22 protein-coding genes, 1 pseudogene and 1 other annotated feature are annotated in these 23884 nt (G+C 35.4%); of the genes and pseudogenes, 17 read left to right on the top strand and 6 right to left on the bottom strand.

Annotation, left to right across the window (positions count from 1 at the left end):
• Positions 1 to 43: 43 nt before the first annotated feature.
• The 4 genes from HRG09_RS13200 to HRG09_RS28925 all read left to right on the top strand — a co-directional run bounded on the left by HRG09_RS13200 (position 44) and on the right by HRG09_RS28925 (position 2485).
• Positions 44 to 190, top strand: coding sequence for a histidine kinase (locus tag HRG09_RS13200; protein WP_174101231.1), 147 nt, complete (start codon positions 44 to 46; stop codon positions 188 to 190).
• A 77-nt stretch (positions 191 to 267) separates the two neighbouring features.
• On the top strand, positions 268 to 852 hold the full coding sequence (locus HRG09_RS13195; RefSeq protein ID WP_174101230.1) for a TetR/AcrR family transcriptional regulator: 585 nt from the start codon (positions 268 to 270) through the stop codon (positions 850 to 852).
• A 63-nt stretch (positions 853 to 915) separates the two neighbouring features.
• Complete coding sequence (locus tag HRG09_RS13190) at positions 916 to 2157, top strand: MFS transporter (RefSeq protein WP_174101229.1); 1242 nt, start codon at positions 916 to 918, stop codon at positions 2155 to 2157.
• Between the two features lie 76 nt (positions 2158 to 2233).
• Positions 2234 to 2485 (top strand): helix-turn-helix transcriptional regulator, encoded by a 252-nt coding sequence (locus HRG09_RS28925; RefSeq protein WP_098360104.1) that lies wholly within the window; start codon positions 2234 to 2236, stop codon positions 2483 to 2485.
• A gap of 268 nt (positions 2486 to 2753) precedes the next feature.
• On the opposite strand, the gene HRG09_RS13180 is transcribed toward HRG09_RS28925, so the two are convergent.
• The gene (locus HRG09_RS13180) at positions 2754 to 4037 is read right to left on the bottom strand and encodes an MFS transporter (RefSeq protein ID WP_174101228.1); all 1284 of its coding nucleotides are present in this window, start codon (positions 4035 to 4037) and stop codon (positions 2754 to 2756) included.
• Between the two features lie 107 nt (positions 4038 to 4144).
• Complete coding sequence (locus HRG09_RS13175; RefSeq protein WP_174101227.1) at positions 4145 to 5458, bottom strand: alkaline phosphatase family protein; 1314 nt, start codon at positions 5456 to 5458, stop codon at positions 4145 to 4147.
• Positions 5459 to 5610: 152 nt separating this feature from the next.
• Here HRG09_RS13175 and HRG09_RS13170 point away from each other — a divergent pair, with 152 nt between their 5' ends.
• Both HRG09_RS13170 and proS read left to right on the top strand, forming a co-directional pair.
• Positions 5611 to 5895, top strand: a complete 285-nt coding sequence (locus HRG09_RS13170; RefSeq protein ID WP_262386308.1) for a YesK-like family protein — start codon at positions 5611 to 5613, stop codon at positions 5893 to 5895.
• Positions 5896 to 6000: 105 nt separating this feature from the next.
• Positions 6001 to 6210: a binding site (T-box leader), on the top strand.
• A gap of 44 nt (positions 6211 to 6254) precedes the next feature.
• Positions 6255 to 7685, top strand: coding sequence for a proline--tRNA ligase (gene proS / locus HRG09_RS13165; protein WP_174101225.1), 1431 nt, complete (start codon positions 6255 to 6257; stop codon positions 7683 to 7685).
• Between the two features lie 308 nt (positions 7686 to 7993).
• On the opposite strand, the pseudogene HRG09_RS28920 reads toward proS, so the two are convergent.
• A pseudogene (locus tag HRG09_RS28920) lies at positions 7994 to 8206 on the bottom strand (LPXTG cell wall anchor domain-containing protein); the annotation flags it as partial.
• Positions 8207 to 8607: 401 nt separating this feature from the next.
• Between HRG09_RS28920 and HRG09_RS13155 the strand changes: the two are divergent.
• The 7 genes from HRG09_RS13155 (at position 8608) to HRG09_RS13125 (ending at position 15187) form a co-directional block, all read left to right on the top strand.
• Positions 8608 to 9486, top strand: coding sequence for an ROK family protein (locus tag HRG09_RS13155; RefSeq protein ID WP_174101223.1), 879 nt, complete (start codon positions 8608 to 8610; stop codon positions 9484 to 9486).
• A 128-nt stretch (positions 9487 to 9614) separates the two neighbouring features.
• Positions 9615 to 10211: a TerD family protein gene (locus tag HRG09_RS13150; protein ID WP_174101222.1), complete on the top strand. Its 597-nt coding sequence runs from the start codon at positions 9615 to 9617 to the stop codon at positions 10209 to 10211.
• 23 nt (positions 10212 to 10234) lie between these two features.
• On the top strand, positions 10235 to 10819 hold the full coding sequence (locus tag HRG09_RS13145; protein ID WP_174101221.1) for a TerD family protein: 585 nt from the start codon (positions 10235 to 10237) through the stop codon (positions 10817 to 10819).
• A 79-nt stretch (positions 10820 to 10898) separates the two neighbouring features.
• Complete coding sequence (locus HRG09_RS13140; RefSeq protein WP_174101220.1) at positions 10899 to 11477, top strand: TerD family protein; 579 nt, start codon at positions 10899 to 10901, stop codon at positions 11475 to 11477.
• Positions 11478 to 11548: 71 nt separating this feature from the next.
• Entirely contained in the window at positions 11549 to 12334 is a 786-nt protein-coding gene (locus tag HRG09_RS13135; RefSeq protein ID WP_174101219.1) for a TerC family protein, read from the top strand.
• Between the two features lie 116 nt (positions 12335 to 12450).
• The gene (locus HRG09_RS13130; RefSeq protein ID WP_174101218.1) at positions 12451 to 14082 is read left to right on the top strand and encodes a YceG family protein; all 1632 of its coding nucleotides are present in this window, start codon (positions 12451 to 12453) and stop codon (positions 14080 to 14082) included.
• A gap of 19 nt (positions 14083 to 14101) precedes the next feature.
• Positions 14102 to 15187: a toxic anion resistance protein gene (locus tag HRG09_RS13125; RefSeq protein WP_174101217.1), complete on the top strand. Its 1086-nt coding sequence runs from the start codon at positions 14102 to 14104 to the stop codon at positions 15185 to 15187.
• 34 nt (positions 15188 to 15221) lie between these two features.
• On the opposite strand, the gene HRG09_RS13120 is transcribed toward HRG09_RS13125, so the two are convergent.
• Positions 15222 to 17888 carry a cation-translocating P-type ATPase gene (locus HRG09_RS13120; RefSeq protein WP_174101216.1) on the bottom strand — a complete coding sequence of 889 codons (2667 nt, stop codon included), beginning with the start codon at positions 17886 to 17888 and terminating at the stop codon, positions 15222 to 15224.
• Between the two features lie 296 nt (positions 17889 to 18184).
• The gene (locus HRG09_RS13115) at positions 18185 to 18409 is read right to left on the bottom strand and encodes a DUF1128 domain-containing protein (protein ID WP_174101215.1); all 225 of its coding nucleotides are present in this window, start codon (positions 18407 to 18409) and stop codon (positions 18185 to 18187) included.
• A 166-nt stretch (positions 18410 to 18575) separates the two neighbouring features.
• Here HRG09_RS13115 and HRG09_RS13110 point away from each other — a divergent pair, with 166 nt between their 5' ends.
• Genes HRG09_RS13110 through HRG09_RS13100 form a run of 3 tightly spaced genes read left to right on the top strand, consistent with a single transcriptional unit; the run spans position 18576 to position 20428 of the window.
• The gene (locus tag HRG09_RS13110; protein ID WP_174101214.1) at positions 18576 to 19040 is read left to right on the top strand and encodes a low molecular weight protein-tyrosine-phosphatase; all 465 of its coding nucleotides are present in this window, start codon (positions 18576 to 18578) and stop codon (positions 19038 to 19040) included.
• 53 nt (positions 19041 to 19093) lie between these two features.
• The gene (locus HRG09_RS13105; RefSeq protein ID WP_174101213.1) at positions 19094 to 19552 is read left to right on the top strand and encodes a DUF4075 domain-containing protein; all 459 of its coding nucleotides are present in this window, start codon (positions 19094 to 19096) and stop codon (positions 19550 to 19552) included.
• Positions 19553 to 19558: 6 nt separating this feature from the next.
• On the top strand, positions 19559 to 20428 hold the full coding sequence (locus HRG09_RS13100) for a YihY/virulence factor BrkB family protein (protein ID WP_174101212.1): 870 nt from the start codon (positions 19559 to 19561) through the stop codon (positions 20426 to 20428).
• Between the two features lie 251 nt (positions 20429 to 20679).
• Here the strand turns inward: HRG09_RS13100 and HRG09_RS13095 are convergent, their stop codons facing one another.
• Entirely contained in the window at positions 20680 to 22605 is a 1926-nt protein-coding gene (locus tag HRG09_RS13095; protein ID WP_174101211.1) for a heavy metal translocating P-type ATPase, read from the bottom strand.
• Between the two features lie 269 nt (positions 22606 to 22874).
• Between HRG09_RS13095 and HRG09_RS13090 the strand changes: the two genes are divergently transcribed.
• Complete coding sequence (locus tag HRG09_RS13090; RefSeq protein ID WP_174101210.1) at positions 22875 to 23825, top strand: DMT family transporter; 951 nt, start codon at positions 22875 to 22877, stop codon at positions 23823 to 23825.
• Positions 23826 to 23884 lie beyond the last annotated feature (59 nt).

Raw genomic sequence — 23884 nt, 5'->3', positions numbered from 1 at the left:
GATTGATAAATAAGGAATATATGATGTTATAAGGGGAATAAACATGGAGAAGAAACCAAAGATCAAAAATAAAGGGAAGGTAGCATTATTTTTATTCGTTGCAGGTGGAGTATTTATAGTCAAACTTGGATTTAAGATTGGAGCTATCCATACACTTCGAATATGGTTTGAGAATTTTTTTCCTAAATAAGGAATATTTCCTCTTGTAAAAGAGGTTTTATATTTGTTAATATTAGACTGAACAGTCGGTTTGTATGAGGTGTGAACATGAGAAAAAGTGCAGAAGAGATAAAAAAAGAAATAGCGTACCAAGCGGAAGAATTATTTTCACAAAAAGGATATGCTGCAACATCTATGGAAGATATTTGTGAAATTACAAAGCGTAGTAAAGGTAGCATTTATTATCATTTTAAAAGCAAAGAAGAATTATTTTTATTTGTAGTAAAACAACATACGTATGATTGGCTTGAAAAGTGGAATGAAAAAGAAAAGCAGTTTCATACGAGCACTGAAAAATTATACGGGCTTGCAGAGTACCATGTGGAAGATATACAACAGCCTATTTTTAGTGCAGTAGAAGAGTTTTCTACAAGTCAAGTCGTGAGTAAAGAAGTTTTGGATGAAATGCTGGCTTTAGCAAGAGCATCATACGGTGTTTTTGAAAAATTGATTGAAGAAGGTATACAATCTGGAGAATTCCGTCAAGGAGATACTAGGGATCTTATGTACATTGTAAATGGTTTATTATCTGGGCTTGGGGTACTTTACTATGAACTAGACTCTACAGAAATGAAACGCATTTACAAGAAGGCAATTGATGTACTGCTACAAGGAATGGCAGCTGAATCTTAAATCAGCACCTTTTCTTTTATATTAAATTAGACTGGACGGTCGGTTTAAAAAGGGAGGAATAATATGAAAGATTTATTCAAAAATCGAGCATTTATGCTTGTTATGACATCTGATATTTTACAGCAGTTTGCAATTTGGATTCGAAATATGGCACTTTTGTATTTCGTTATGGAGCGAACAAATAATGATCCCGTTTCAGTTTCATTATTATCTGTTATGGAATACGCGCCTATTTTTATTTTTTCATTCATTGGTGGTGCGCTAGCAGATCGCTGGAATCCGAAGAGAACGATGGTAGCAGGAGATATGCTAAGTATGTTATCTATTATAGGGATTGTTTTCTTGTTAAAGATTGATTATTGGCAGGCTATATTTTTTGCTACGCTTGTTTCAGCGATTGTTGGACAATTTTCTCAGCCTTCATCTTCACGGATATTTAAACGCTATGTAGAAGAAAAACATGTTGCAAACGCAATTGCAGTAAATCAAACACTACAGTCGTTATTTATGATTTTTGGGCCAGTTGTAGGATCGATTGTTTATACACAGCTTGGGCTGTTTATTTCACTATATAGCTTAATTGGATTGTTTGTGTTATCGGCTATTACTCTTTCATTTTTACCAAGATGGATAGAAAAAGAGAAAACGGAGAGTATTTCATTATGGAATGATATAAAAGAGGGATGGAGGTATGTCCTTCAAACAAAAAATTTATGTATGATTACCATTACTTTCGCAATTATGGGGTTAGCGGTAGGATTAACAAATCCATTAGAAATATTTCTTGTTATTGAACGTTTAGGAATGGAAAAGGAGGCAGTCCAATATTTAGCAGCGGCTGATGGAATAGGTATGTTAATTGGAGGCGTCGTTGCGGCAGTTTTTGCCTCAAAAGTAAATCCGAAAAAAATGTTTGTGTTTGGTATGATTGTATTGGCTATGTCATTTCTTGTGGAAGGACTGTCTACATCATTTTGGATTACTAGTTTGATGCGATTTGGCACGGGAATTTGTTTAGCTTGTGTGAACATTGTTGTTGGAACGCTTATGATCCAGCTTGTACCAGAGAATATGATAGGACGTGTAAATGGTACAATTTTACCGCTTTTTATGGGAACCATGCTAATTGGAAATTCACTAGCTGGGGGATTAAAAGAACTGACCTCACTTATTATTGTATTTTGTATAGCAATGTCACTTATTCTACTCGCGATTTTACCAATTTTACGTATGAAAATAAATGTAGAAGCTAGAAATAAAAAAGAGGATGCGAGTCAAAAGGGTGTTACGGATTCTTTGGTGTAGAAATTTTATTGTGTAATTTTACTAGAAAAGGAGCGATTTACGCTCCTTTTCTATATGGGAATTTTTTGACAACGATATCGGCCAAATATATACTGATGTTGTAAAAACGATTTTACAGGTTAGGAGAAAAAATGTGAAAAATCAAATTTACGAATTACGCACTGAAAATAATATTTCACAAGGTGCATTGGCTGATAAATGTAAAGTATCAAGACAGACAATAAATGCAATTGAAAATAATAAGTATGATCCAAGTTTAGCGCTGGCATTTCGTTTAGCTGAAGTGTTAGGGACAACGGTTGATCAATTATTTTTGTATAAGCAGTAGGGTTTTTATATAAATACGTATTGAAAGGTCGATATAAAACCATTCCTTTTAGATGGGAGAGAGTATCCGCTCATGGATAGAAGCGGTTAGTGCCTTTTTTAGCCCCGTGCCATGTGAAAACAGAAGGAGAAAATGAGTGGAGAACTTCTTTTGTTTTCATAAACACGACTTAGATGTCGGGGATTAAATGGGTATATGTGGTTATGAAAAGGTATCGATAGAATAATAAAAAATGTCCCTTTCTGTATGCAGAAAGGGACATTTTTTATTATAGTGTTTCCGATTTTGGAGTAGGTGGTGTAACAGAAGGTGCATTTTCCGGTACTCGTGTTAGTATGAATCCACCTATTATAAATAAAACGATAATACTGAGTACACCAGCATTTGTTTGTCCTGTTAATTGAGTAGTCACACCGACTAATACAGGTCCCATAATAGCTGCGAACTTACCAAAAATATTATAGAATCCGAAGAATTCATTTGCGGATTCTTTCGGTACTAATTTAGCAAAATATGAGCGGCTGAGTGCCTGAATTCCGCCTTGAGAAGTTGCAACAAGCATAGCTAAAATCCAAAAATCGAGTGTTGTTTTTAAGAAATACGCGTATGCACAAATAATGATATAAATAATAATACCGACATATAGCATTTTCTTACCTTTGAACGTTTCAGATAGTTTCCCATATAGCAAAGCGAATGGACAAGCAACAATTTGTGTTACAAATAAAATAATAAGTAGGTTTGTCGCACTAATACCAAGGTCTGTTCCATAAGCTGTAGACATTGTAATAATTGTATCGACACCGTCAATGTAGAAGAAATAAGCAAGTAGGAACAAAAAGACAGTACGGTATTGACGGATATGTTTAAAAGTATGAGCTAAACGCTTAAAGCTCATTGTAATCGGTTTTGGATGACGTTCAATATAATGTGTTTGCTCTACATTTTTGAGCATCGGAATTGTAAATAATCCCCACCAAAGAGCTGTAATGGCAAAGGAAATTTGACTAGCGATGCCAACTGATAATGGAATTGTTCCTTTCTGTGCAAGGATAATAAGAGTAATGCAGCCGATAAAAGGAATCGTACTGCCAATATAACCTAATGCAAATCCGCGTGTTGAAATACGATCCATTCTATCTTCTGTTGTGACATCTACTAAAAATGCATCATAGAAAATGTTTGCTCCGGCAAATCCAACTAAAGCGAGCATATAGTAACCTAGTAGTAAATACCATTGTGATGTTGGAACGATGGCTAGCATACTTGTAAAGATAATACCGAGTCCAAAAAAGAATGTGAAAAAGCGCTTTTTAAATCCTTTATAATCAGCAATTGTTCCAAGAATAGGAGCAAGGATAGAAATCAAAAGTGTAGAGAAAGAATTCGCGTATCCCCAAAAAGCTGTGGAAGTTGCTCCAGATAGACCTGCTTCTTTTGCAGCAGCTTTGAAATAAATTGGAAATAGTGCAGTTGTAATGACGAGGGAGTATACTGAGTTTGCCCAGTCATACAATATCCAGCTTTTTTCTTGTCTGGACATTTTTTTCATATCATGTTCCTCCTTAAATCGTTCTAACATTAGTGTACAAAAATAAAAATAGGAGAAAGAGAAACAGAGGTAAGTTTTACGTAACTTTTACATATATACAAACTTCTTTACAATTGAAGTAAATCCTCTATTACAGTTCCGTCGGTTTCACCAAGATGTAATCCGAGTAACCGCGCGATGGTAGGTCCTTCATCAATGAGGCGCATATATGGAATAATTGCACCTTGACGAATGCCTTTGCCAGCAGCCATAAAGATAGTCTCATAGTTTGGTTTTGTTGGAGAATAGCCATGTGTACCAAACGTGTATTTTTTACTAGGAGTTACATCTTTTTCTGTGATTTTTTTTATAAAGTCTCCTGTATGGTTTTGGGTGAAGTAATAGCCTTCCCTTGCTTCAAGCATAAAAAGACAGTTTCCATCAGCACCCTGCTCTTTTGCATTTTCATCATGAAGGATAGATTCGATTCCATTTTGTTTATCTTGAAGCAGTTCTTCAAGAAGGTGTTGGACAGTTTGTATCGTTTGGATATCATTTTTATCTTTTACATATACGTAAGCAGAACCATCACAGCTTTGACAATAAGCTTTCCAAGATGTTAGTTTTCCATTTTGATTTAATGAAATGAGTCCTTTTTGATGGAATAGAACGTTTAATTGAATCGCTTTATTTTCACTTAGAGCACTATGATCGCCGAGAGCAATAATTGTACTTTCTTCGTACATACCAGCTTCTTTTAATGCTTTGATAATCTTCCCGAGTCTTTCATCGTGTCTTTGAATAGCGGCTATTGTTTCTGGAGAAGAAAATCCGTGATAATGCCTTTGTGTATCTAAATCTGTAAAGTGAACAAGCATGACGTTAGGTTTTTTCGTTTGTATGGTATGTACAGTAGAGGCGAGGACAAAATCATCAAGCTCAGGTTGTGATAATCCGTTTCTAATATGGCCAAAACGACGATTTAAATCTAGTTGATATAAAGGGCTTCCGCTAAATAGCGAAACAAGGACTTGATTTTGCCACGGTCTGTTTGGGAAGATTTCAGGTAAGTTATAATCTATTTTTGCTCTTCCTGTAACAGGCCATAGAAGGGCAGCGGTTGTTAAATTGGCTTTTCTTGCTTCATCATATAATGTTGTTCCTTTAATGGAATGGCGGTACCAATGCCAGTCTGGTGATTCTCTTCCAGGCTGAAGTAATGTATTGCTTACAACGCCATGTTTGTTAGGATAGTTACCAGTTACAATAGTCGCGTGACTTGGATATGTTACAGAAGGATAAATGGCTTCTACTTTTTTGGCAATTGCACCTCGTTCGATTAAAGAGCGAAAATGAGGAAGTTCTTGTAATATAGGAAAATCTAAAGCTGATAAACAGTCAAAAGATAAAACAATTACACGATTTGTTAATGGATGGTCCATTATCATATACCTCCTGTTATATAACTTATTACTATATATTACTATTAATACCTAGTGATAAAAACTTATTTTTGAAGAAAGTTTAGTATTTATTTTTTGAATTTTAAAACATATAATAAATTATAAGGAAATGAATGGAAGGAGGAAATGGGATGGATGGATTTGAAGTTTTTGTTATGATTGGAGCCGTAACAATTCTCGTTGTATTTGCTATTTCATTTTTATTAAAGAAGCAATTTCCAAAGAGGTCGTTTGATATTATATTTGCACTTATTTTAATTCTTCTTTGTTTAGCTTTCTTTCCGTTTACTATCTTCGTTATTGGTGGGTGGGATGGAATGGGGTATGGCATTGCATGTTTCTTTGTTTTAGTGGGAACAATCATTGGCATGATTACTCATCAATTTGTAAAACTCTTTCGGAAAAGTTATGTGTAAATTCAGTAAAAAATTGAAAAAAAACGAAAAAAATATATAAAAACAAGAAAATTAGTTATTGTTTTAAAATAAAATTTATATTATGATATTCAACAAATTTATCTTGTTATAACGATGAAAAAGGATTAGTACATATCTCACCTTTTTTGTAGAGAGAGAATCCGTTTGGCTGGAAGATTCTTAAAAAGGCGATATGGAACCTACCTTTGCGTTCTGCATGTGCAGCGGGAAGTTCCCGTTATCAAAAAGAGAGCATGTACAATTTATTTGTGCATGAATCAGGGTGGTAACGCCGGCAAAAGCTCGGTCCCTATTTAGGGGACGCGGGCTTTTTTTATTTTCTAAAGGAGGAAAAGAATATGGCAAAAGAACAAGTACAGGCTATTACAAAAATGGAAGAAGACTTCGCTCAGTGGTATACCGATATTGTGAAGAAAGCTGAACTCGTTGATTATTCAAGTGTAAAAGGTTGTATGATTTTACGTCCATATGGGTACGCATTATGGGAAAATATACAAAAAGTGATGGATGAAAAGTTAAAAGCATCTGGTCATGAAAATGTATATATGCCAATGTTTATTCCAGAGAGCTTACTGCAAAAAGAGAAGGATCATGTAGAAGGGTTTGCACCTGAGGTAGCATGGGTTATGCATGGTGGAGATGAAAAATTAGCCGAACGACTCTGTATTCGTCCAACCTCTGAAACGTTATTTTGCGAACATTTTTCAAAAATTGTCCAGTCTTATAATGATTTACCTAAACTATATAATCAATGGTGTTCTGTTGTTCGCTGGGAAAAAACGACGAGACCATTTCTTCGCACAACTGAATTTTTATGGCAAGAAGGTCATACAATCCATGAAACGGCAGAAGAATCTCAAGAAGAAACGTTAAATATTTTGAATTTATATGCCTCTTTCTGTGAAGATTACCTAGCAATTCCAGTAATTAAAGGACAGAAAACGGAAAAGGAAAAATTTGCAGGAGCGAAAGCAACATATACAATTGAAAGCTTGATGCATGACGGAAAAGCACTTCAAACAGGAACATCTCATAACTTTGGTACGAATTTCTCTGAAGCGTTTGATATTAAATTTTTAGATCGTAATGGAAAATGGCAATATGTACATCAAACATCTTGGGGAGTATCAACTAGGATGATCGGTGGACTTATTATGGTTCATAGCGATAATAATGGGCTAGTGATGCCGCCAAAAGTAGCACCAGTACAAGTTATCATTGTACCAATTGCTCAGCATAAAGAAGGTGTGCTAGAAAAAGCAATCGAGCTACAAGGAAGTATTCAAAAAGTTGCACGAGTGAAAATGGATGTTAGTAATAAAACACCAGGTTGGAAATTTAATGAGTATGAAATGAAGGGCGTTCCAATTCGTTTAGAAGTTGGTCCAAAAGATATAGAGAAGAATCAAGTGGTACTCGTTAGACGCGATACGAAGGAAAAAGAATTTGTGTCAATGGATAAATTAGAAGAGCGTATTACATCGTTACTTGATGAGATTCACGATTCTCTATTTAATAAAGCAAAAACATTTCGCAATGAACACACATATAGTGTTACAAACTTTGAAGAAATGAAGCAAGCAGCTGATGAGAAGCAAGGATTCATCAAAGCGATGTGGTGTGGTGAGCTGGCTTGTGAAGAAAAACTAAAAGAAGAAGTAGGAGTTTCTTCACGGTGTATGCCATTTGAGCAGGAATCATTAGCAGAAGCGTGCGTATGTTGTGGTGAAAAAGCTGAACATATGGTGTACTGGGGCAAGGCGTATTGATTTTTTGATTTCCGGAAAATTCCGTTTTTAAAAAATAAGATTAGCTTAAATATGGCGTATTCTCTACGAAGTAAAATAGATAACAAGTTAGGGAAATCTCGCCTTCTCTAACAATAATATTTTGGTCATTTGTAGTTGCGATCTAAATTTTCTTTTCATAAATACTCCTGATATTTTGAAAAGGATAATGTGTAAGTTTTAAAATGGACCTTCATCCTGAATTTATAATATTTTAGGTGAAAGTCCATTTATATTTTAGTTGAGCTATTTGTATTATGTATTTCATAGATGGAGTTATTTTGTTTTAATTATTTTACTTTTTTTCTACGAACAAATAGTGTGATTCCAAATAGGAATGTAGTAATTCCCATTAAGATTGCTGCAGGATAATGTGTTGCAGTATTAGGTAATGTATCACCTTGTCCTTTTACTTTACCACCATTGCCACCTTGAGAGCCGTTACCACCTTTGGAGCCATTGCCGCCTTGAGAACCGTTACAGCCTCCTTGTGAATCATCGCCATCTTGAGCCACTGCGTTTACGCCAAGGTTATGAAATTCATATTTCGTTGCATGTCCGCTACTTAGACCGCTAAAAAAGGATAAAGATAGTGCTAATGCTAAAGTGGTGATTTTTATCATTGGTGTCCTCCTAAATATCAAATAATACTCCATCTAAAATACATCCTTTTGTAATATTTCATAGCAGAAGAGATTTCATGAAAAAAACCTATATATAGAAAAAATGGTAAGTTTTGAATCGATCGGTTTTTCACTTTAATATAGAAAATGATTCAAAGAGGATATGTTAAAATTATTAGTAGGGTGATATTTTCTGTAAAAGTTGGATCGGTATATCTTGTAAGCTCCTATTATTTTAGTACAGAAAAATAGAAATCATAATGGTAGGGAGAAGTGGCAAGATGAAAAAATATATTGCGTTTGATATTGGGGGTACACAGATTAAGTATGGGATTGTTTCAGAATTTGGAACAGTACTAGTACATCAAATTGTTTCTACAGAGGCACATTTAGGTGGCGAACAAATTGTTCAAAAGCTTATCAGTTTATCTCAAAATTTAGTGAGTAAGCATAATATTTCTGGAATTGGCATTAGTACAGCAGGAATTGTTGATATTCAGAAAGGAATGATAACTGGCGGCGTGGATCATATTCCGAGCTATACTGGTATCCCTATTGTTGATAAGTTACAATCTGTGCTAAAAGTGCCTGTCTCGATTGAAAATGATGTGAATTGTGCAGCGCTAGGAGAAAGGTGGAAGGGAGTAGGAAAGCAGAAAAAGAACTTTATTATGCTTACTCTTGGAACAGGAATTGGTGGGGCTATCATTATTAATGAAGAATTATACCGAGGGCATTCATTTAGTGCAGGTGAATGGGGAAACATGCGAGTAGAAGGTGAACGGTTTGAAGAGATTGCATCTATTTCAGGATTAATTCGTCTTGTAAAGCAATATAAAGGTGATAGTAACTGGAATGGAAAAACAATCTTTGAGTTATACGACCAGAAAGATAAAGAAGTTATTCAAGCAGTTCAAGTATTCTTTAAACATTTAGCGATTGGAATTAGTAATCTTGCGTATATCTTTAATCCACAAGCGATTATTATTGGCGGTGGTATTACGCAGCGTGGGAATGTATTGTTAGAAGAAGTGAAAAAAGAGGTGCAGAAATATTTGGAACAAGGAATCTATCAAAATTGTGAAATCAAACTAGCGAAAAATCGTAATCATGCGGGTATGATTGGATCGATTTACCACTTCTTACATCCCCATGAATAAATGACGTGAATGTTTTCATATAATTGAAAATTTATTCTTTTTTTCAATCGACAAATAATGCTACAATATAAGAGAAGAATACAATATTTTCCCATTTGGAAAGTACCTTGTAGAAAGGAAGAAACTTCATGCCTATTATTTTAGAAAAAGGACAGAAGATTGACTTAACGAAGGGACAACCAAGAGTAGCAAAATTGCAGGTTGGCTTAGGATGGGATCCGATGGGACAATCAGGAGGATTTCTATCTTCGTTATTTGGAAGCAAACCAAACATCGATTGTGATGCATCTGTGATTATGCTAGAAAATGATCGTTTTTTAAATAAAAATGATCTTGTTTACTTTGGTAATAAGCTATCTGCTTGTGGAAGCATTATTCATTCAGGTGATAATTTAACAGGTGAAGGTGCTGGCGATGACGAAACGATTTTCGTAGAATTACATAAAGTTCCGAGCCGTATTAATCGTTTAGTATTTGTTGTAAATATTTATGATTGTGTGAATCGTCGTCAAGATTTTGGAATGATTCAGAACGCGTATATTCGGATTCAAAATCCGCAAACACGTGAAGAATTAGCGCGTTATAATTTATCGGAAAATTACGGCGGAAAAACAACGTTAGTTGCAGGTGAAATATATCGTCATGGCAGTGAATGGAAGTTTTCTGCAGTTGGAGAAGGTACACAAGATAAAAATTTAAGTGAGATTGTATCACGTTATCAATAATACAATTTAAGGAGGAATAATATATGGCATCGATTTCGTTAAAAAAAGGACAGAAGGTAGATTTAACAAAAACAAATCCAGGTCTTTCTAACGTTCTTGTAGGTCTTGGTTGGGATACGAATCGTTATGATGGACAAAATGATTTTGATTTAGATGTTAGTATTTTTCTGGTAGGTGCAAACGGCAAAGTATCAGGTCCAGAAGACTTTGTTTTTTATAACAACCCAAAGGGAGCAAATGGTTCTGTAGAGCATTTAGGAGATAATCGTACTGGCGCAGGTGAAGGTGATGATGAAACAATTAAAGTAGATTTAAAGAGTGTTCCTGCGCATATTGAACGTATTTGTTTCACAATTACAATTTATGATGGGGAAAGCCGTAGCCAAAACTTCGGACAAGTATCTAATTCTTTCGTACGTATTGTAGATGAAGAAAAAGGTGCAGAGCTAATTCGTTATGATCTTGGTGAGGACTTCTCTATTGAAACAGCAGTAGTAGTCGGTGAATTATACCGTCATGCTGGTGAATGGAAGTTTAATGCAATTGGAAGTGGATTCCAAGGTGGATTAGGTGCTTTATGTAACAACTTTGGTTTAGATGTAGAGTAATGAGAAAAATATACATGAGTGAATATGTACTTCACTCATGTATATATTTTTAGAATCATAGTACAAGAGGTGAATATAAATGGTTATTCAATTACAAAAAGGACAGAAAATTGATTTAGGTAAAACAAGCCCAGGTCTTACCAAGGCAGTTATCGGTCTTGGATGGGATATTAAATCATATGACGGCGGATCTGATTATGATTTAGATGCATCTGCTTTCTTATTAGATGCAAATGGAAAATGTACGAAAGAAACAGATTTTATTTTCTATAACAACTTACAATCTCCTTGTGAATCAGTTTTACATACAGGTGATAACCGTACTGGTGCTGGCGACGGTGATGATGAGCAACTTGTTGTAGATTTAACGAAAGTTCCAGCAGATGTACATAGAATTGCAATTACCGTTACGATTTATGATGCAGAAGGACGCAATCAAAACTTTGGACAAGTTGCAAATGCATTTGCTCGTCTAGCAAATGAAGAGACAAATGAAGAAGTCCTTCGTTTTGATTTAGGGGAAGATTTCTCCATTGAGACAGCAGTTGTCTTTTGTGAATTATACCGTCATAATGGACAGTGGAAGTTTAATGCAGTAGGAAGTGGATTCCAAGGTGGATTAGGTGCGCTTGTAAGAGCGTATGGCTTGGATGCGTAGGAAGGAAACGAGTGTCGTTTCCTTTTTTCGCCTTTCTATAAATCTAGCAGAGAATAGGGGATAATAGTAAGATGAGCATTTTACAAGGCATTCTTGATACGTATGCCCAATTTTTTGATTTGGACATGTGGATTAAAGTGTTACAAGATCCAGTATCATGGGGGCTAATCGGTACACTTGTTGTACTCGAAGGTTTATTATCTGCCGATAACGCACTTGTGTTAGCGGTAATGGTAAAACATTTACCAGAGGAAAAACGTAAAAAAGCATTATTCTATGGACTTATTGGTGCTTATGTATTCCGTTTTATTGCAATTGGAATCGGGATGTTCTTAATTAAACTATGGTGGGTTAAAGTACTGGGTGCACTTTACCTTGCTTGGTTATCAGCGAAGTACTTCATTGATAAGAAAAAAGGTGAAAATGAAGAAGAAGCTCATGGTATGAACCAAAACAGCATTCTCTTTAGGATATTTGGCGTTTTCTGGGGAACAGTTGTTATGGTTGAATTAATGGATATTGCTTTTTCAGTAGACAGCGTTCTTGCAGCGTTTGGTGTTTCCAATGAAGTTTGGATTCTACTATTAGGTGGAATGCTTGGTATTCTAATGATGCGTGGTATTGCCGGCGTATTTTTAAAATTACTAGAACGTATTCCTGAGCTTGAATCAACGGCATATATTTTAATTTTAATCATTGCTGGGAAGATGTTATTATCTGTCTGGCATATTGAAGTGCCACACTGGTTATTCTTTATGATTCTTGTTATCGCATTTGGCGCAACATTTATTCTGCACTATATGCGAAAAGGACAAGTTCAAGAAGAGATTGCAGCTACTAAGCAAGAAGATAAATAATTGAAATGGGTTAGCTCGTTATACGAGCGCCCATTTTTTATAACCTAAAATGGTTTATAATAAAGAGATAAGATATTATTTCTTAAAAAGTAAATGTTTTTCGGAGGTGAACTGTCGTGTTTTCGCGTTTTACACTTCATCCACATGCATTAAAAGAAGAGGCTGATTTAAAACAATTTGAAACGATTTTAGAAAAGCGTCCGCAGTATGAATTAACAGAGAATGGGCTGAATTTTAGTTATATAGCTTGTCGCATTCTTGGCGTCTCAAACGATGTAGATGAATATTTTAATGAACTATTTGATTATAGCGAAGCAAAAGGTATTACTGTACTGCACGAACAGAATTTAAATAAAGTGATCGATTCTGAGAAGCTCCGGCATATTCAAGAAGTATTCACGCTTCATCAGGAAGCGCCGAATGGTCTTACAGTAAATCGTCTTGTTGCACATTTATCAGGAAAACAATTGTTGCCTAAAGTTGATAATCCAGATTTACAACACTACATACATACAACATTTATCTCTATATTGAAATTATATGAGAAACAACATAATCAATCATTAAAAACAGAAGGTTTTCGACGTTTCTTAATTGATATTATTAAATTAAGCGAAAATTACGTAGCAAAATGGTTTTCGACAATTAATTATAAGAAACAAATGCCTCGCATCATTTGGTATGGAGATGCGAAAGAGAGTCGTATCTATTTCTTATATTTCCTTATTATGCTTGGTTGTGATGTTTTATATTATCATCCAGAAGGAAAGGATGGCTTTGAAACTGTCGATGATAACGAAAAAACTTTTGTTATTTCCCATCCAAGTCGTATTTCATTAGAACCATTTCCAGATCGGCGTAGGGAACGTGTCGCAACGGTAGCTTACCAAGCATCGAAAGAAATAGAACAAGTACTCCATCATGATAATTCTTTATTATACAAACCGTGGCAATTCCGTACCTATACACCTGTGGCACGTACACTGAAAACAACATATGATGAACTATTTTTAATCTCGAAAGAGAAAGCATTTGTACGCCCAACATTCTTTGTGGAAAATCAGCATATCTATATTCCGTCTTTATTTGCGAAAATATCAGGTGTTTCAAAAAACGATAAAGAATACTTCCAACGATTAAAGGCGGTCACATCATTTGATAACAGCTTATTAATTAATACATTTCCATTTACAAAAGAACAAAAAGCAAACTTTCAATTTCATTATCGAGATGCATTAGATCGTGCGGGGAAACTACATCCTGATCAAATTATGAACAGTCATTGGTGGCCGCATAAGCGTTTACCTGAAGGACTACAACATGGAATTGCAGAGGCAATTATTCATACGTGTGAAAGTGAACTTTGTAAATCTGTTGGAAAAGAAACGAAACAAGAGGTAGCACTGTATGTTTTTGCGCAGCTTTCCCAAATTCCGCCTCGTATTTTAGAGTTACTTGAGAAATTTGATTATTCGCAAGAAGTACCAAAAATTGTTATATTTAATAATGAGAAGAGTGGAGAACTAACTCGTTCTGATGCTGTTTTGTTGTTGTTCCTAAATCAAATTGGAATTGATGTACTGCACTTTAATCCGACAGGAAGAAATGATATTGAACCATATATTGAAGCAGGAGCATTTGATTCGCATTGGCTGGAAGAAGTGAATTTTGATCTTGAATTTCATGGTCCATCGGCCTATAAAAATTTATCTCAAACAATAAAAGGGCTATTCCGTCCATTTTTATAAAGAAGGGGAGAAATAACATATGAATAATAATCCTATCGTATTAGATCCAAAGACTGAATTAAATGAGCAAACAGCACAAGATCTTCGCATGCAGCTGAGACAAGATGCTGAAGTGCAACGTATTTATAATGCTGTTGATATTAAAGATCAACTGGAATTAATTGAGCTTGGAAAAGAGCCTTCTATGGAAATTTCTCGTTTTGCAGATCAGATTTTACATACAATGTCTTTATCAAAGATGGAAGATTCCGGTAATTTATTAAAACAACTTGGCAAAATCATGGACAGGTTTGATAGTAAGGATTTTGCGGAAGAGAAAAGTGGATTTTTCTCCCGTATGTTTAAAAAAGCAGATAAAATGATTGAACAAATCTTTAGTAAGTATCAAACGATGGGCCGTGAGATTGACAAAGTATATGTGGAAATTACGAAATATCAAGATGAAATGAAAAAATCGATTGGTACGCTAGATGGATTATATGAACAGAACTTAAAATATTATTTAGACTTAGAGAAATACGTAGTAGCAGGAGAAATGTTACTAGATCGTCTAAACACAGAACTAGTTCCAATGTATGAAGAGCGCGTTCGTAATAATGATCAGTTGGCAGGGATTGAATTAGAATCTCTGAGAAACTCTGTTGAAATTTTAGAGCAGCGCATTGATGATTTAGAGAAGGCTCGTATGGTTGCACTATTAACAGCACCACAAATTCGCATGATTCAGCGTGGTAATAACAAATTAATTGGCAAAATTAATACAGCATTTATTACAACAATCCCTATTTTTAAAAATGGAATTATTCAAGCTGTGAATGCGAAGCGTCAAAAGCTTGTTGCGGATTCTATGGCAGAACTTGATCGTCGCACGAATGAGCTACTTAAGAAAAATGCACAAAATATTGCAACGCAAAGTGTAGAGGTAGCAAGACTTTCTGGTTCTTCTAGTATTAAAATGGAAACACTTGAAGAAACATGGAATATTATTTCAAGAGGTATGCAAGAAACACAGCAAATCGAAGAGCAAAACAAACGTGAGCGTGAAGAAAGTCGTAAACGTATGGCGGCACTTACAGAGAATATAAAAAAAGAATTGCAAGGTTAATATAAAAAGGCAATGAGGAGACCCTCATTGCCTTTTAACTTCTTTTAAACACCTTTATAATCTCATTTACAACAAGCGGAATTATACTTAGTAATATAACAAATCCCCAGTCTTTTAATGTTAAGGCGTGTACCCCAAATATGTTAGCAATCGGTGGGATTGAAATAATACATATTTGCATAAGTACACCGATCAGTAGGGAGAAAACTAAGTATTTATTTGTAAATATTCCAATTGAAAAGATTGATTTTGTGCTTGAGCGTAAGTTGAATGAATGAACGAGCTGTGAAAAACTAAGTACGACAAACGCCATCGTTTGGGCATGTTGTAATGCATCGTCATTAATTTGAGATGGGAACAACGGGAAGATATTTGTATCTCCAGTATATAATTTTGCTCCAACAATAAAGGCGATTAAAGTAAGAATCCCTATTACAATCCCGTTTAGAATAAGAAAAGAAACACTACCTTTAAACAAACTTTCTTTTGCACCACGTGGTTTGTCTTTCATCACATCTGGGTCTTCAGGATCAACACCGAGAGATAGAGCAGGGAGTGTATCTGTAATTAAATTCACCCACAAAATGTGAATCGGGCGAAGCGGTGTAGCCCATCCTAGTAAAATAGCTAAAAAGAGTGCAATAATTTCTCCAAAGTTGCAAGAAAGTAAGAAAAGAATTGATTTTTTTATGTTGCGATAAATATTTCTTCCTTCTTCAACAGCTTTGACAATAGATGAGAAGTTATCATCGGTTAAAACCATGTCAGCCGCACCTTTAGCGACATCTGTTCCTGTAATCCCCATTGCGACTCCAATATCTGCTTGTTTTAAAGATGGTGCATCATTGACTCCATCCCCGGTCATAGAAACAATATTTCCTTTTGCACGTAGTGCCCCAACAATTTTAACTTTATTCTCAGGAGAAACACGTGCAAATACGTTTAGATGATTAATTTCATTTGCTAATTTTTCGTCTGAAATACAATCTAATTCGGTTCCAATCATGACTTCGGATTCCTTTTCAGCAATACCAAGCTCTTTCGCGATAGCAAAAGCAGTATCTTTATGATCTCCTGTAATCATAACGGTACGAATTCCTGCCTTTGTACATTCGGCAATAGATGCTTTAACTTCTGTTCGCGGCGGATCGATCATACCAACAAATCCAATGAATACAAGGGTTTCTTCTACATGATTGATGCGAATATTTTCTGTATCATACTGTTTGAAAGCAAATGAAAGCACTCGTAAAGCTTGTTGTGACATTGACTGAGCAGCCTCTAATATTTGTTGTTTATCTGTTTCTGTTAAGACTTCCGTTTTCCCATTTATAAAGATATGAGTACAACGAGGTAAGAGTTTATCAATTGCGCCTTTTGTCATGCTGTAATAGTTGTCATTGTACTCATGCAGTGTTGACATCATTTTACGTTCGGAGTCAAATGGCAATTCGTTTACACGCTTATGTTGTGCTTCTAACGTATCTTTTTGAAAACCCAAGGCATTACCGGCAACAAGAAGGGCAATTTCTGTTGGATCGCCAGTCTGTGATTCAGTTGTATAAGATGCGTCGTTACATAAAATCATATTTTCTAATAATAAGCGTTGAGCGCTATTTTTTACGTTTAAATTCTCTAGTTTATCGTATGTATGATCACTATAAAAATGAGTAACTGTCATTTTATTTTGTGTTAATGTACCCGTTTTATCTGAACAAATAATCGTAACAGAACCGAGTGCTTCAACAGCTGGCAGTTTTCGAATAATAACGTTTTGTTTAATCATACGCTGTACGCCAATTGCGAGAACGATAGAAACAATTGCAGGTAATCCTTCTGGAATTGCAGCAACTGCTAAGCTAATGGCAGTCATAAACATTTCTAACGTGTCTCGGCCTTGAAAATATCCGATGCAGAACATAATGATACAAATTGCTACAGCTACAAATCCTAAATATTTTCCGACTTGAGCTAAGCTTTTTTGAAGTGGTGTTGCATCGTCGTCAGCTTCATGTAACATAGTAGCGATTTTTCCGATTTGTGATTTCATACCTGTTTCAACAGCAACCCCAACGCCACGTCCATAAGTGACGAGTGTTGACATAAATGCCATATTTTTTTGATCGCCTAGTGGTGCTTGTTCTTCATTTTGAAGAGAAGGATGATACATAGAATCTTTGTCAACAGGAACAGACTCTCCTGTTAAAGCAGACTCTTCAATTTTTAAATTGGCGGTTTCGATAAGGCGTAAGTCACATGGAATATAGCGTCCGGCATCAAGCATAATAATATCCCCTGGAACAACATCTTCTGATGGAATTTCTTTTAATTCACCATCACGTTTTACGATGGCTTTAGGTGTAGCCATTTTTTTTAATGCTTCTAAAGCTTGTTCTGCTTTTGATTCTTGAATAACACCGATTGCAGCATTTAGTACAACAACAAGGAAAATAATGCTGGCATCGGCCCATTCACCTACAAAGGCTGAAATAAGAGCGGCAATTAAAAGAACATAGACGAGGACATCATTAATTTGGGAAAAAATACGTTGCCATAGAGTTCTTTTTTGTTTTGTGATGAGTTCGTTTCGACCATATTTTTTTAATCGAATTTGCACCATTTCAGCTGTTAAACCATGTTGCTCGTTTGTTTCAAGTGAAAATATTGTTTGCTCTTTCGTTTTACTGTACCAATTGCTCATAGATAAGCACCTCCGGTAAACACAGTTAGCAATGGTAATGTGATGAGTAGTAGATGTGCGTTCGATGGTGAGGTTCTTCTATTATTGTACAGTATTTGGAAAATAGATGTAGAAAAACGGGGGGATGTCATGAATTTGTTAGAATTGAACTACCCTCACTTACCTTTGATAGTTCCGTTTGAGAACGAGATGAAGCCTATTCATATGCATATTACGGTTCTAACGTGTTTTCCGTCTTCACTTCGTTTAGAAGGGTTAAAAATAAAGAAAAGCCCCTTTATTCAAGGGACTCTTCATTATTTTTTAATTAACATACCCAATTCTTCTGTAATAGCTTGCATTTCACTAATACTAAATGTTTCACGTTTCATTACATGATCATAAATGTCACGTAAATCTTCGTACATCTCTTCATTAAAGCTTTCAGCGCGCATTGCTCCAGCGTTTACCATGCGTAACTTTTCTTTAATTGCTTCTACCATATATTCAACATTTTCTTTTGATTTTACGGATAAATCCACCGAAGTGTCCCCCTTTGAAATAACATAAGGATATCTTAACATTTTTTATCATTTTCGTTAATGAATCTTTTCAATCCTATTAAATTAGTAGGAATTTCCTTTATAATTAATAATTGGTTGTTTATACTATATATATAAGAAAGCACCAAGAAGGGAAGAAACAAATATGATTCAAGTATTGTTTGTTTGTCTTGGGAACATTTGCCGTTCTCCTATGGCAGAAGCAATTTTTCGAAATCTTGTCATACGAGAAGGGTTAGAAGGTAAGATTCAAATTGACTCTGCTGGAACAGGAGATTGGCATATTGGTCATCCGCCACATAAAGGAACACAAAAAATTTTAAAAGAAAATGAAGTCTCTTTTGAAGGAATTAAAGCACGGCAAGTAGAAAAAGAAGACTTAACAAAGTTTGATTATATTATTGCCATGGACAACAAGAATATAGCAGATTTAGAAAGTTTAGGTAAAGCTGGAGGCTATATTGGTAGACTGTCCGATTTTGTTCCAGACGGTGGCTGGACGGATGTTCCTGACCCTTATTTTACAGGGAACTTTCAAGAAGTATATGACCTTGTAACAGAAGGGTGTGCAAAATTGTTAGCATTCATTCGAAATGAGCAAGGAATATGAGAAAAATTAGAAAGAAATACTTTCTAACATAAGAAATGAAAGGGTGAAGGAATATGGCAAAGAAGAATAATATAGCTCGAAACATTGCGATTGGTGTAGCAGCGGGTGTAGCTGTTTCCATGCTTAAGAAAGAAAATCGTGAGAAAGTGAAAAATACAGCAGAAAAAGCAAAATCAAAAATGATTGAAATTGGCGAGAATGCAAAGATTAAAGAAAAAGTGCAAACTGTTACAGATAAAGGGCGCGAACTTGCAGATTTTAATGTAGTAAAGGCTAAGGTAGCGGAAATTAAGAAATTAACACCAGCTGTTGTTGAAACACTAAAAGAAACGAAAGAAATTTTTAATAAGAAAAAAGCTGAGCCACAAGAAAAAACAGAAACAATTGAAATCCAAGCAATTTCTCCAATATCAGAGGAAGTAAAAGGAGAAGAGCCAGTGATTGCTGAAGAAAAAAAAACAGAAGCATACATTGAATTGAAGCAAGATAAAGAAGAGAAGAAAAGCGTCTAGAGAAATATGAAAAAGTTTCTAGAGAAAGCAAGGGGAAATCGTGTCTATTCGTTTGGAAAGGATCTATATGACCGAACGATGCGAGATGACGTAGCGGGCTTAGCAGCACAGCTCGCTTATTTCTTCTTGCTTGCGATTTTTCCTGGGCTTGTTTTTTTAATTACACTTCTTGGATTTATTCCCATTCATACAGAGGATGTGCTCAGTTTATTAGAGAATTATGTGCCAGAAGATGCAATGAATTTAATTGAGGTGAATGTCGATAGCGTCGTAAACAAACAAAATGGTGGTTTGCTATCATTTGGTTTATTATCGATGTTATGGTTTGCATCAAATGGTGTAAATGCAGTGATGAATGCTTTTAATCGTGCTTATGACGTAAAAGAAACACGCTCTTACATTACAACGAGAGCGTTGTCCATTGTACTCACACTGGCAATAATTTTTATGATTGTCTTCGCTTTAATTGTCCCTGTTTTTGGACAGGTAATTGGAGCTGCTGTTTTTAAAGCGCTCGGCTTATCAGAGAGTTTTTCTTTCGTATGGAGTATTACACGATTAGTAGCCAGCTTTTTAGTGTTATTTTCCTTATTTAGTTTCTTATATACATTTGCGCCTGATCGAAAGTTAAAAAGAAAAGAAGTTGTATCAGGAGCATTATTTGCAACAGTTGGATGGATTGTGGTATCGTACTCATTTGCTTATTACGTAGACAAATTTGCTAATTATGCAAATACATATGGTGGTCTCGGTGGTATTATCATTTTAATGTTATGGTTCTATTTAACGGCCTGGGTTATTTTACTTGGTGGTGAAATTAATGGTCTCTTGTATTCTTATCGAGCAAGTGACAATAATTCCCGTAATGGAAAATAGCGTTCTGTTCCATAATAAAAAGGAACAGGGGGGATTCAAGATGAGTAACAATAAAAAAAATCATAATAATAAAAGCCAAGGTAAACAAAAAAGTAGTTCACATCCAAAACATAAAACGAGCAGTAGTGCGAATGGACATAACGGCTACCATTAAGCACAAGCGACTCGCTTGAAGCGTGAAGCTACCGAATCATCTAGCTACTAGAGCTGGATATGGAAGAAAAAACGGGTTCCCTACTTAGGGAACCCGTTTAATTATTTCCTTTCAATAAGCGTAATCCGTTTAAAATAACAAGAATTGTACTTCCTTCATGGCCAATAACGCCAAATGGAAGAGCTAAAAATTGCAAGAAGTTCGAACAAATGAGCAATGCGATTACCGCTAAAGAAAAGATAATGTTTTGTTTTACGATGCGATTCATTCGTTTTGATAAACGAATGGCCTGTGCAAGGCGAGAGAGTTCATTTTTCATTAGAACAACATCTGCTGTTTCTAAGGCAACATCTGTCCCTTCACCCATCGCGACACCAATACTTGCTGTAGCGAGTGCTGGAGCATCGTTAATTCCATCGCCAACCATTGCCACTGTACCGTATTTTTCTTTTAGCTGTTTTACTGTGTCTACTTTTGTTTCTGGTAAGCATGATGCGTAGTATTCTTTTATATTGCTTTCAGTCGCAATTGCTTTAGCTGTTTGTTCGTTATCACCGGTGATCATGATGGCTTCAACACCAATGCTCTGTAAATCACGAATTGCAGCAATTGTTTCCTGGCGCAACGTATCTTTTAGAGCAATAAGGCCAAGAATTCCTTCTTCATCACTAATATAGACAACAGTTTTTCCTTCTTGTTCAAGCGTAGTAGCGATACCATTATGAAAAATTTTTGTTTCTTCTCCAATAAAATCGGCCTTTCCAATCTTGTAAGGTGTATTTTCTAAAACTCCTCTTAAGCCAAATCCAGTGACATCTTCTACACTTTCTGGTTTCGTTAATGCAATGTCATATGCGTGTTTTGCGTACTTGACGATCGCTTCTGCGAGCGGGTGTGTGGAATGACTTTCAATAGAAGCTGTAATATATAGTACATCTTTTTCTGTTATTCCATTGCGTACGTAAACATCTGTTACAGTCGGTTTTCCCTGTGTTAATGTTCCCGTTTTATCAAAGGCGATTGCCTTTACGGAGGCAAGGCGTTCTAAATGAATACCACCTTTAAATAAAATACCGCTTCGTGCACCATTAGAAATAGCAGATAATGTTGCGGGTGTAATTGCTGCAACGAGTGCACAAGGAGAAGCGACGACGAGTAAAATCATAGCGCGATAAAATGTTTCGTTCCAGCTCCAATCCAGTATGAAATGAGGAACGAACATCATAAGAGCAACAGCGATAAGCACACCTTTTACATATGTTCCCTCAAATTTTTCGATAAAAAGTTGGGATGGGGATTTTTCACTTTGTGCGTTTTGAACGAGACGAATAATTTTTTGAAACAACGTTTGGTCGCTTCTTTTCGTAATTTTAACTTCAATAGCCCCGCGTAAGTTTACAGTTCCAGCGAATACTTCATCACCTAATTTTTTCTCATTTGGGATAGGCTCCCCGGTGATTGCTGCCTCATCAATATTTGTTTCACCACTATGAATTGTACCATCAGCAGGTACGCGTTCACCTGGCTTAATTAAAATAATGTCATCAATTTCTAACTGAGCTACTGGAATACGTTCTTCTGTTCCATGAGAAATGCGCAAAGCTTCTTCAGGTTGTAAATCAAGCAGTGCTGAAATTTCTTTTTGACTTTTACTTAATGTGTAAGATTCCATTGCACCGCTTAGTGCAAAGATAAATATTAAGATTGCACCTTCTGCCCAGTATCCAATAATAGCGGCACCAATGGCAGCGAAGATCATTAACATTTCTACATTCAATTCTTTTTCTTCTATTGTATCTTCAACGCCTTCTTTGGCTTTCGCATATCCTCCAATTATATAGGCGAGGATATAAAAAACTACTCCAGCAGTTGTTACTTCGTTTTTTGTGAATAACCAGCCTGCTAAAATGAAAACACCAGATAGGATTGCAAAGATTAGTTCATAATGTTTTTGAAATGACTGAATCCAAGATGGGTTAGACATACTGTTTTTTGATGGTAATGTTTTTACTTCTGAGTTCATGATTACTCGCTCCTTTCATATTCTTATTGAGAAAAAGAATCAAAATCGAAAGCCCTATAAAACGACGAAAGCTGCCATCCATACGGATAGCAGCATTTCTATTGAAAAAATTTATCAATTATTACCTTGTAATTATTCTATATTATATCATATGTCTCTACTTGAGGATATGTTTTTGCTTATATACAAAGTTGAAAAACTTGTTTTTTTGCTTTTCCTTTGGTATATATGAATATTGTTCGTAAAAAGGTCGGAAAGGAAGACAACAAGTGAAGACAGAGAAATTTTTTACTCATCCGATTGGTGTATTTGTTGCAGCACTCGCAGCGACATTTCTATGGGGAAGCGCATTTCCTTTTATTAAATTAAGTTATGCTGAACTCGGAATTCGGCCACATGAAGTTGGCGAGCAAATATTATTTGCTGGTTATCGTTTTTTCTTATCAGGTGTGATGCTCTTATTCTTTTTTAAAGCACTAGGAAAAGATATGCATTTCAAAAAAGAAACAGGGAAGCAATTAGTACAAATTGGTTTGTTTCAAACATTCCTACAATATGTGTGTTTTTATATTGGTATGAGTTACAGTTCTGGTATTGAAGGTGCTATTATTTCGGGGACTTCATCTTTTTTTCAAATTTTACTCGCACATTTTTTGTATAAAGACGATGCATTAAATATTCGAAAAGTAATCGGTGTGTCTATCGGTTTTTGTGGTGTAATTCTTGTGAATGTTCCAAGTGATGGGAGTATGGCATTTCATTTTGGAATTGGTGAATTATTGCTTCTTGGGGCAGCGATGATGTATTCATATGGGAATATATTGGCGAAAGAAGGAAGTAAAACATTAGATGTAGGGTACATGACAGCATATCAGATGATTTTTGGATCCATTGGCTTATTATGTATTGGCATTTTTCAAGTTGGATTTATGCCTTTTATATTTAATATGAAAGCACTGTGTATGTTACTATATTTATCCTTCTTATCAGCGGCAGGATTCTGTATTTGGAATACAGTTATGAAGTATAACAAGGTTGGAAAAGTATCGATGTATATGTTCTTTATACCGGTATTTGGTGTTTTATTATCCAGTATGATTTTAGGAGAAGCAATTCATTCATTTGTTTTATTTGGCTTAGCGTGCGTAGCGGCAGGGATTATCGTAGTAAATCGAACATCAAATATACAAAAAGCAGAACAAGAGAAACAAGCAGCTTAAAATAAATGAGAGTATTGTTTTTTTCATGCTCGAAGAAGAAGGACAGAAGTTCTTCTTTT

Origin of the sequence: Bacillus sp. Xin1 (assembly GCF_013314535.1) — a bacterium.
Classification (GTDB): Bacteria; Bacillota; Bacilli; order Bacillales; family Bacillaceae_G; genus Bacillus_A.
This window is presented reverse-complemented; position numbering and strand designations above follow the sequence as displayed.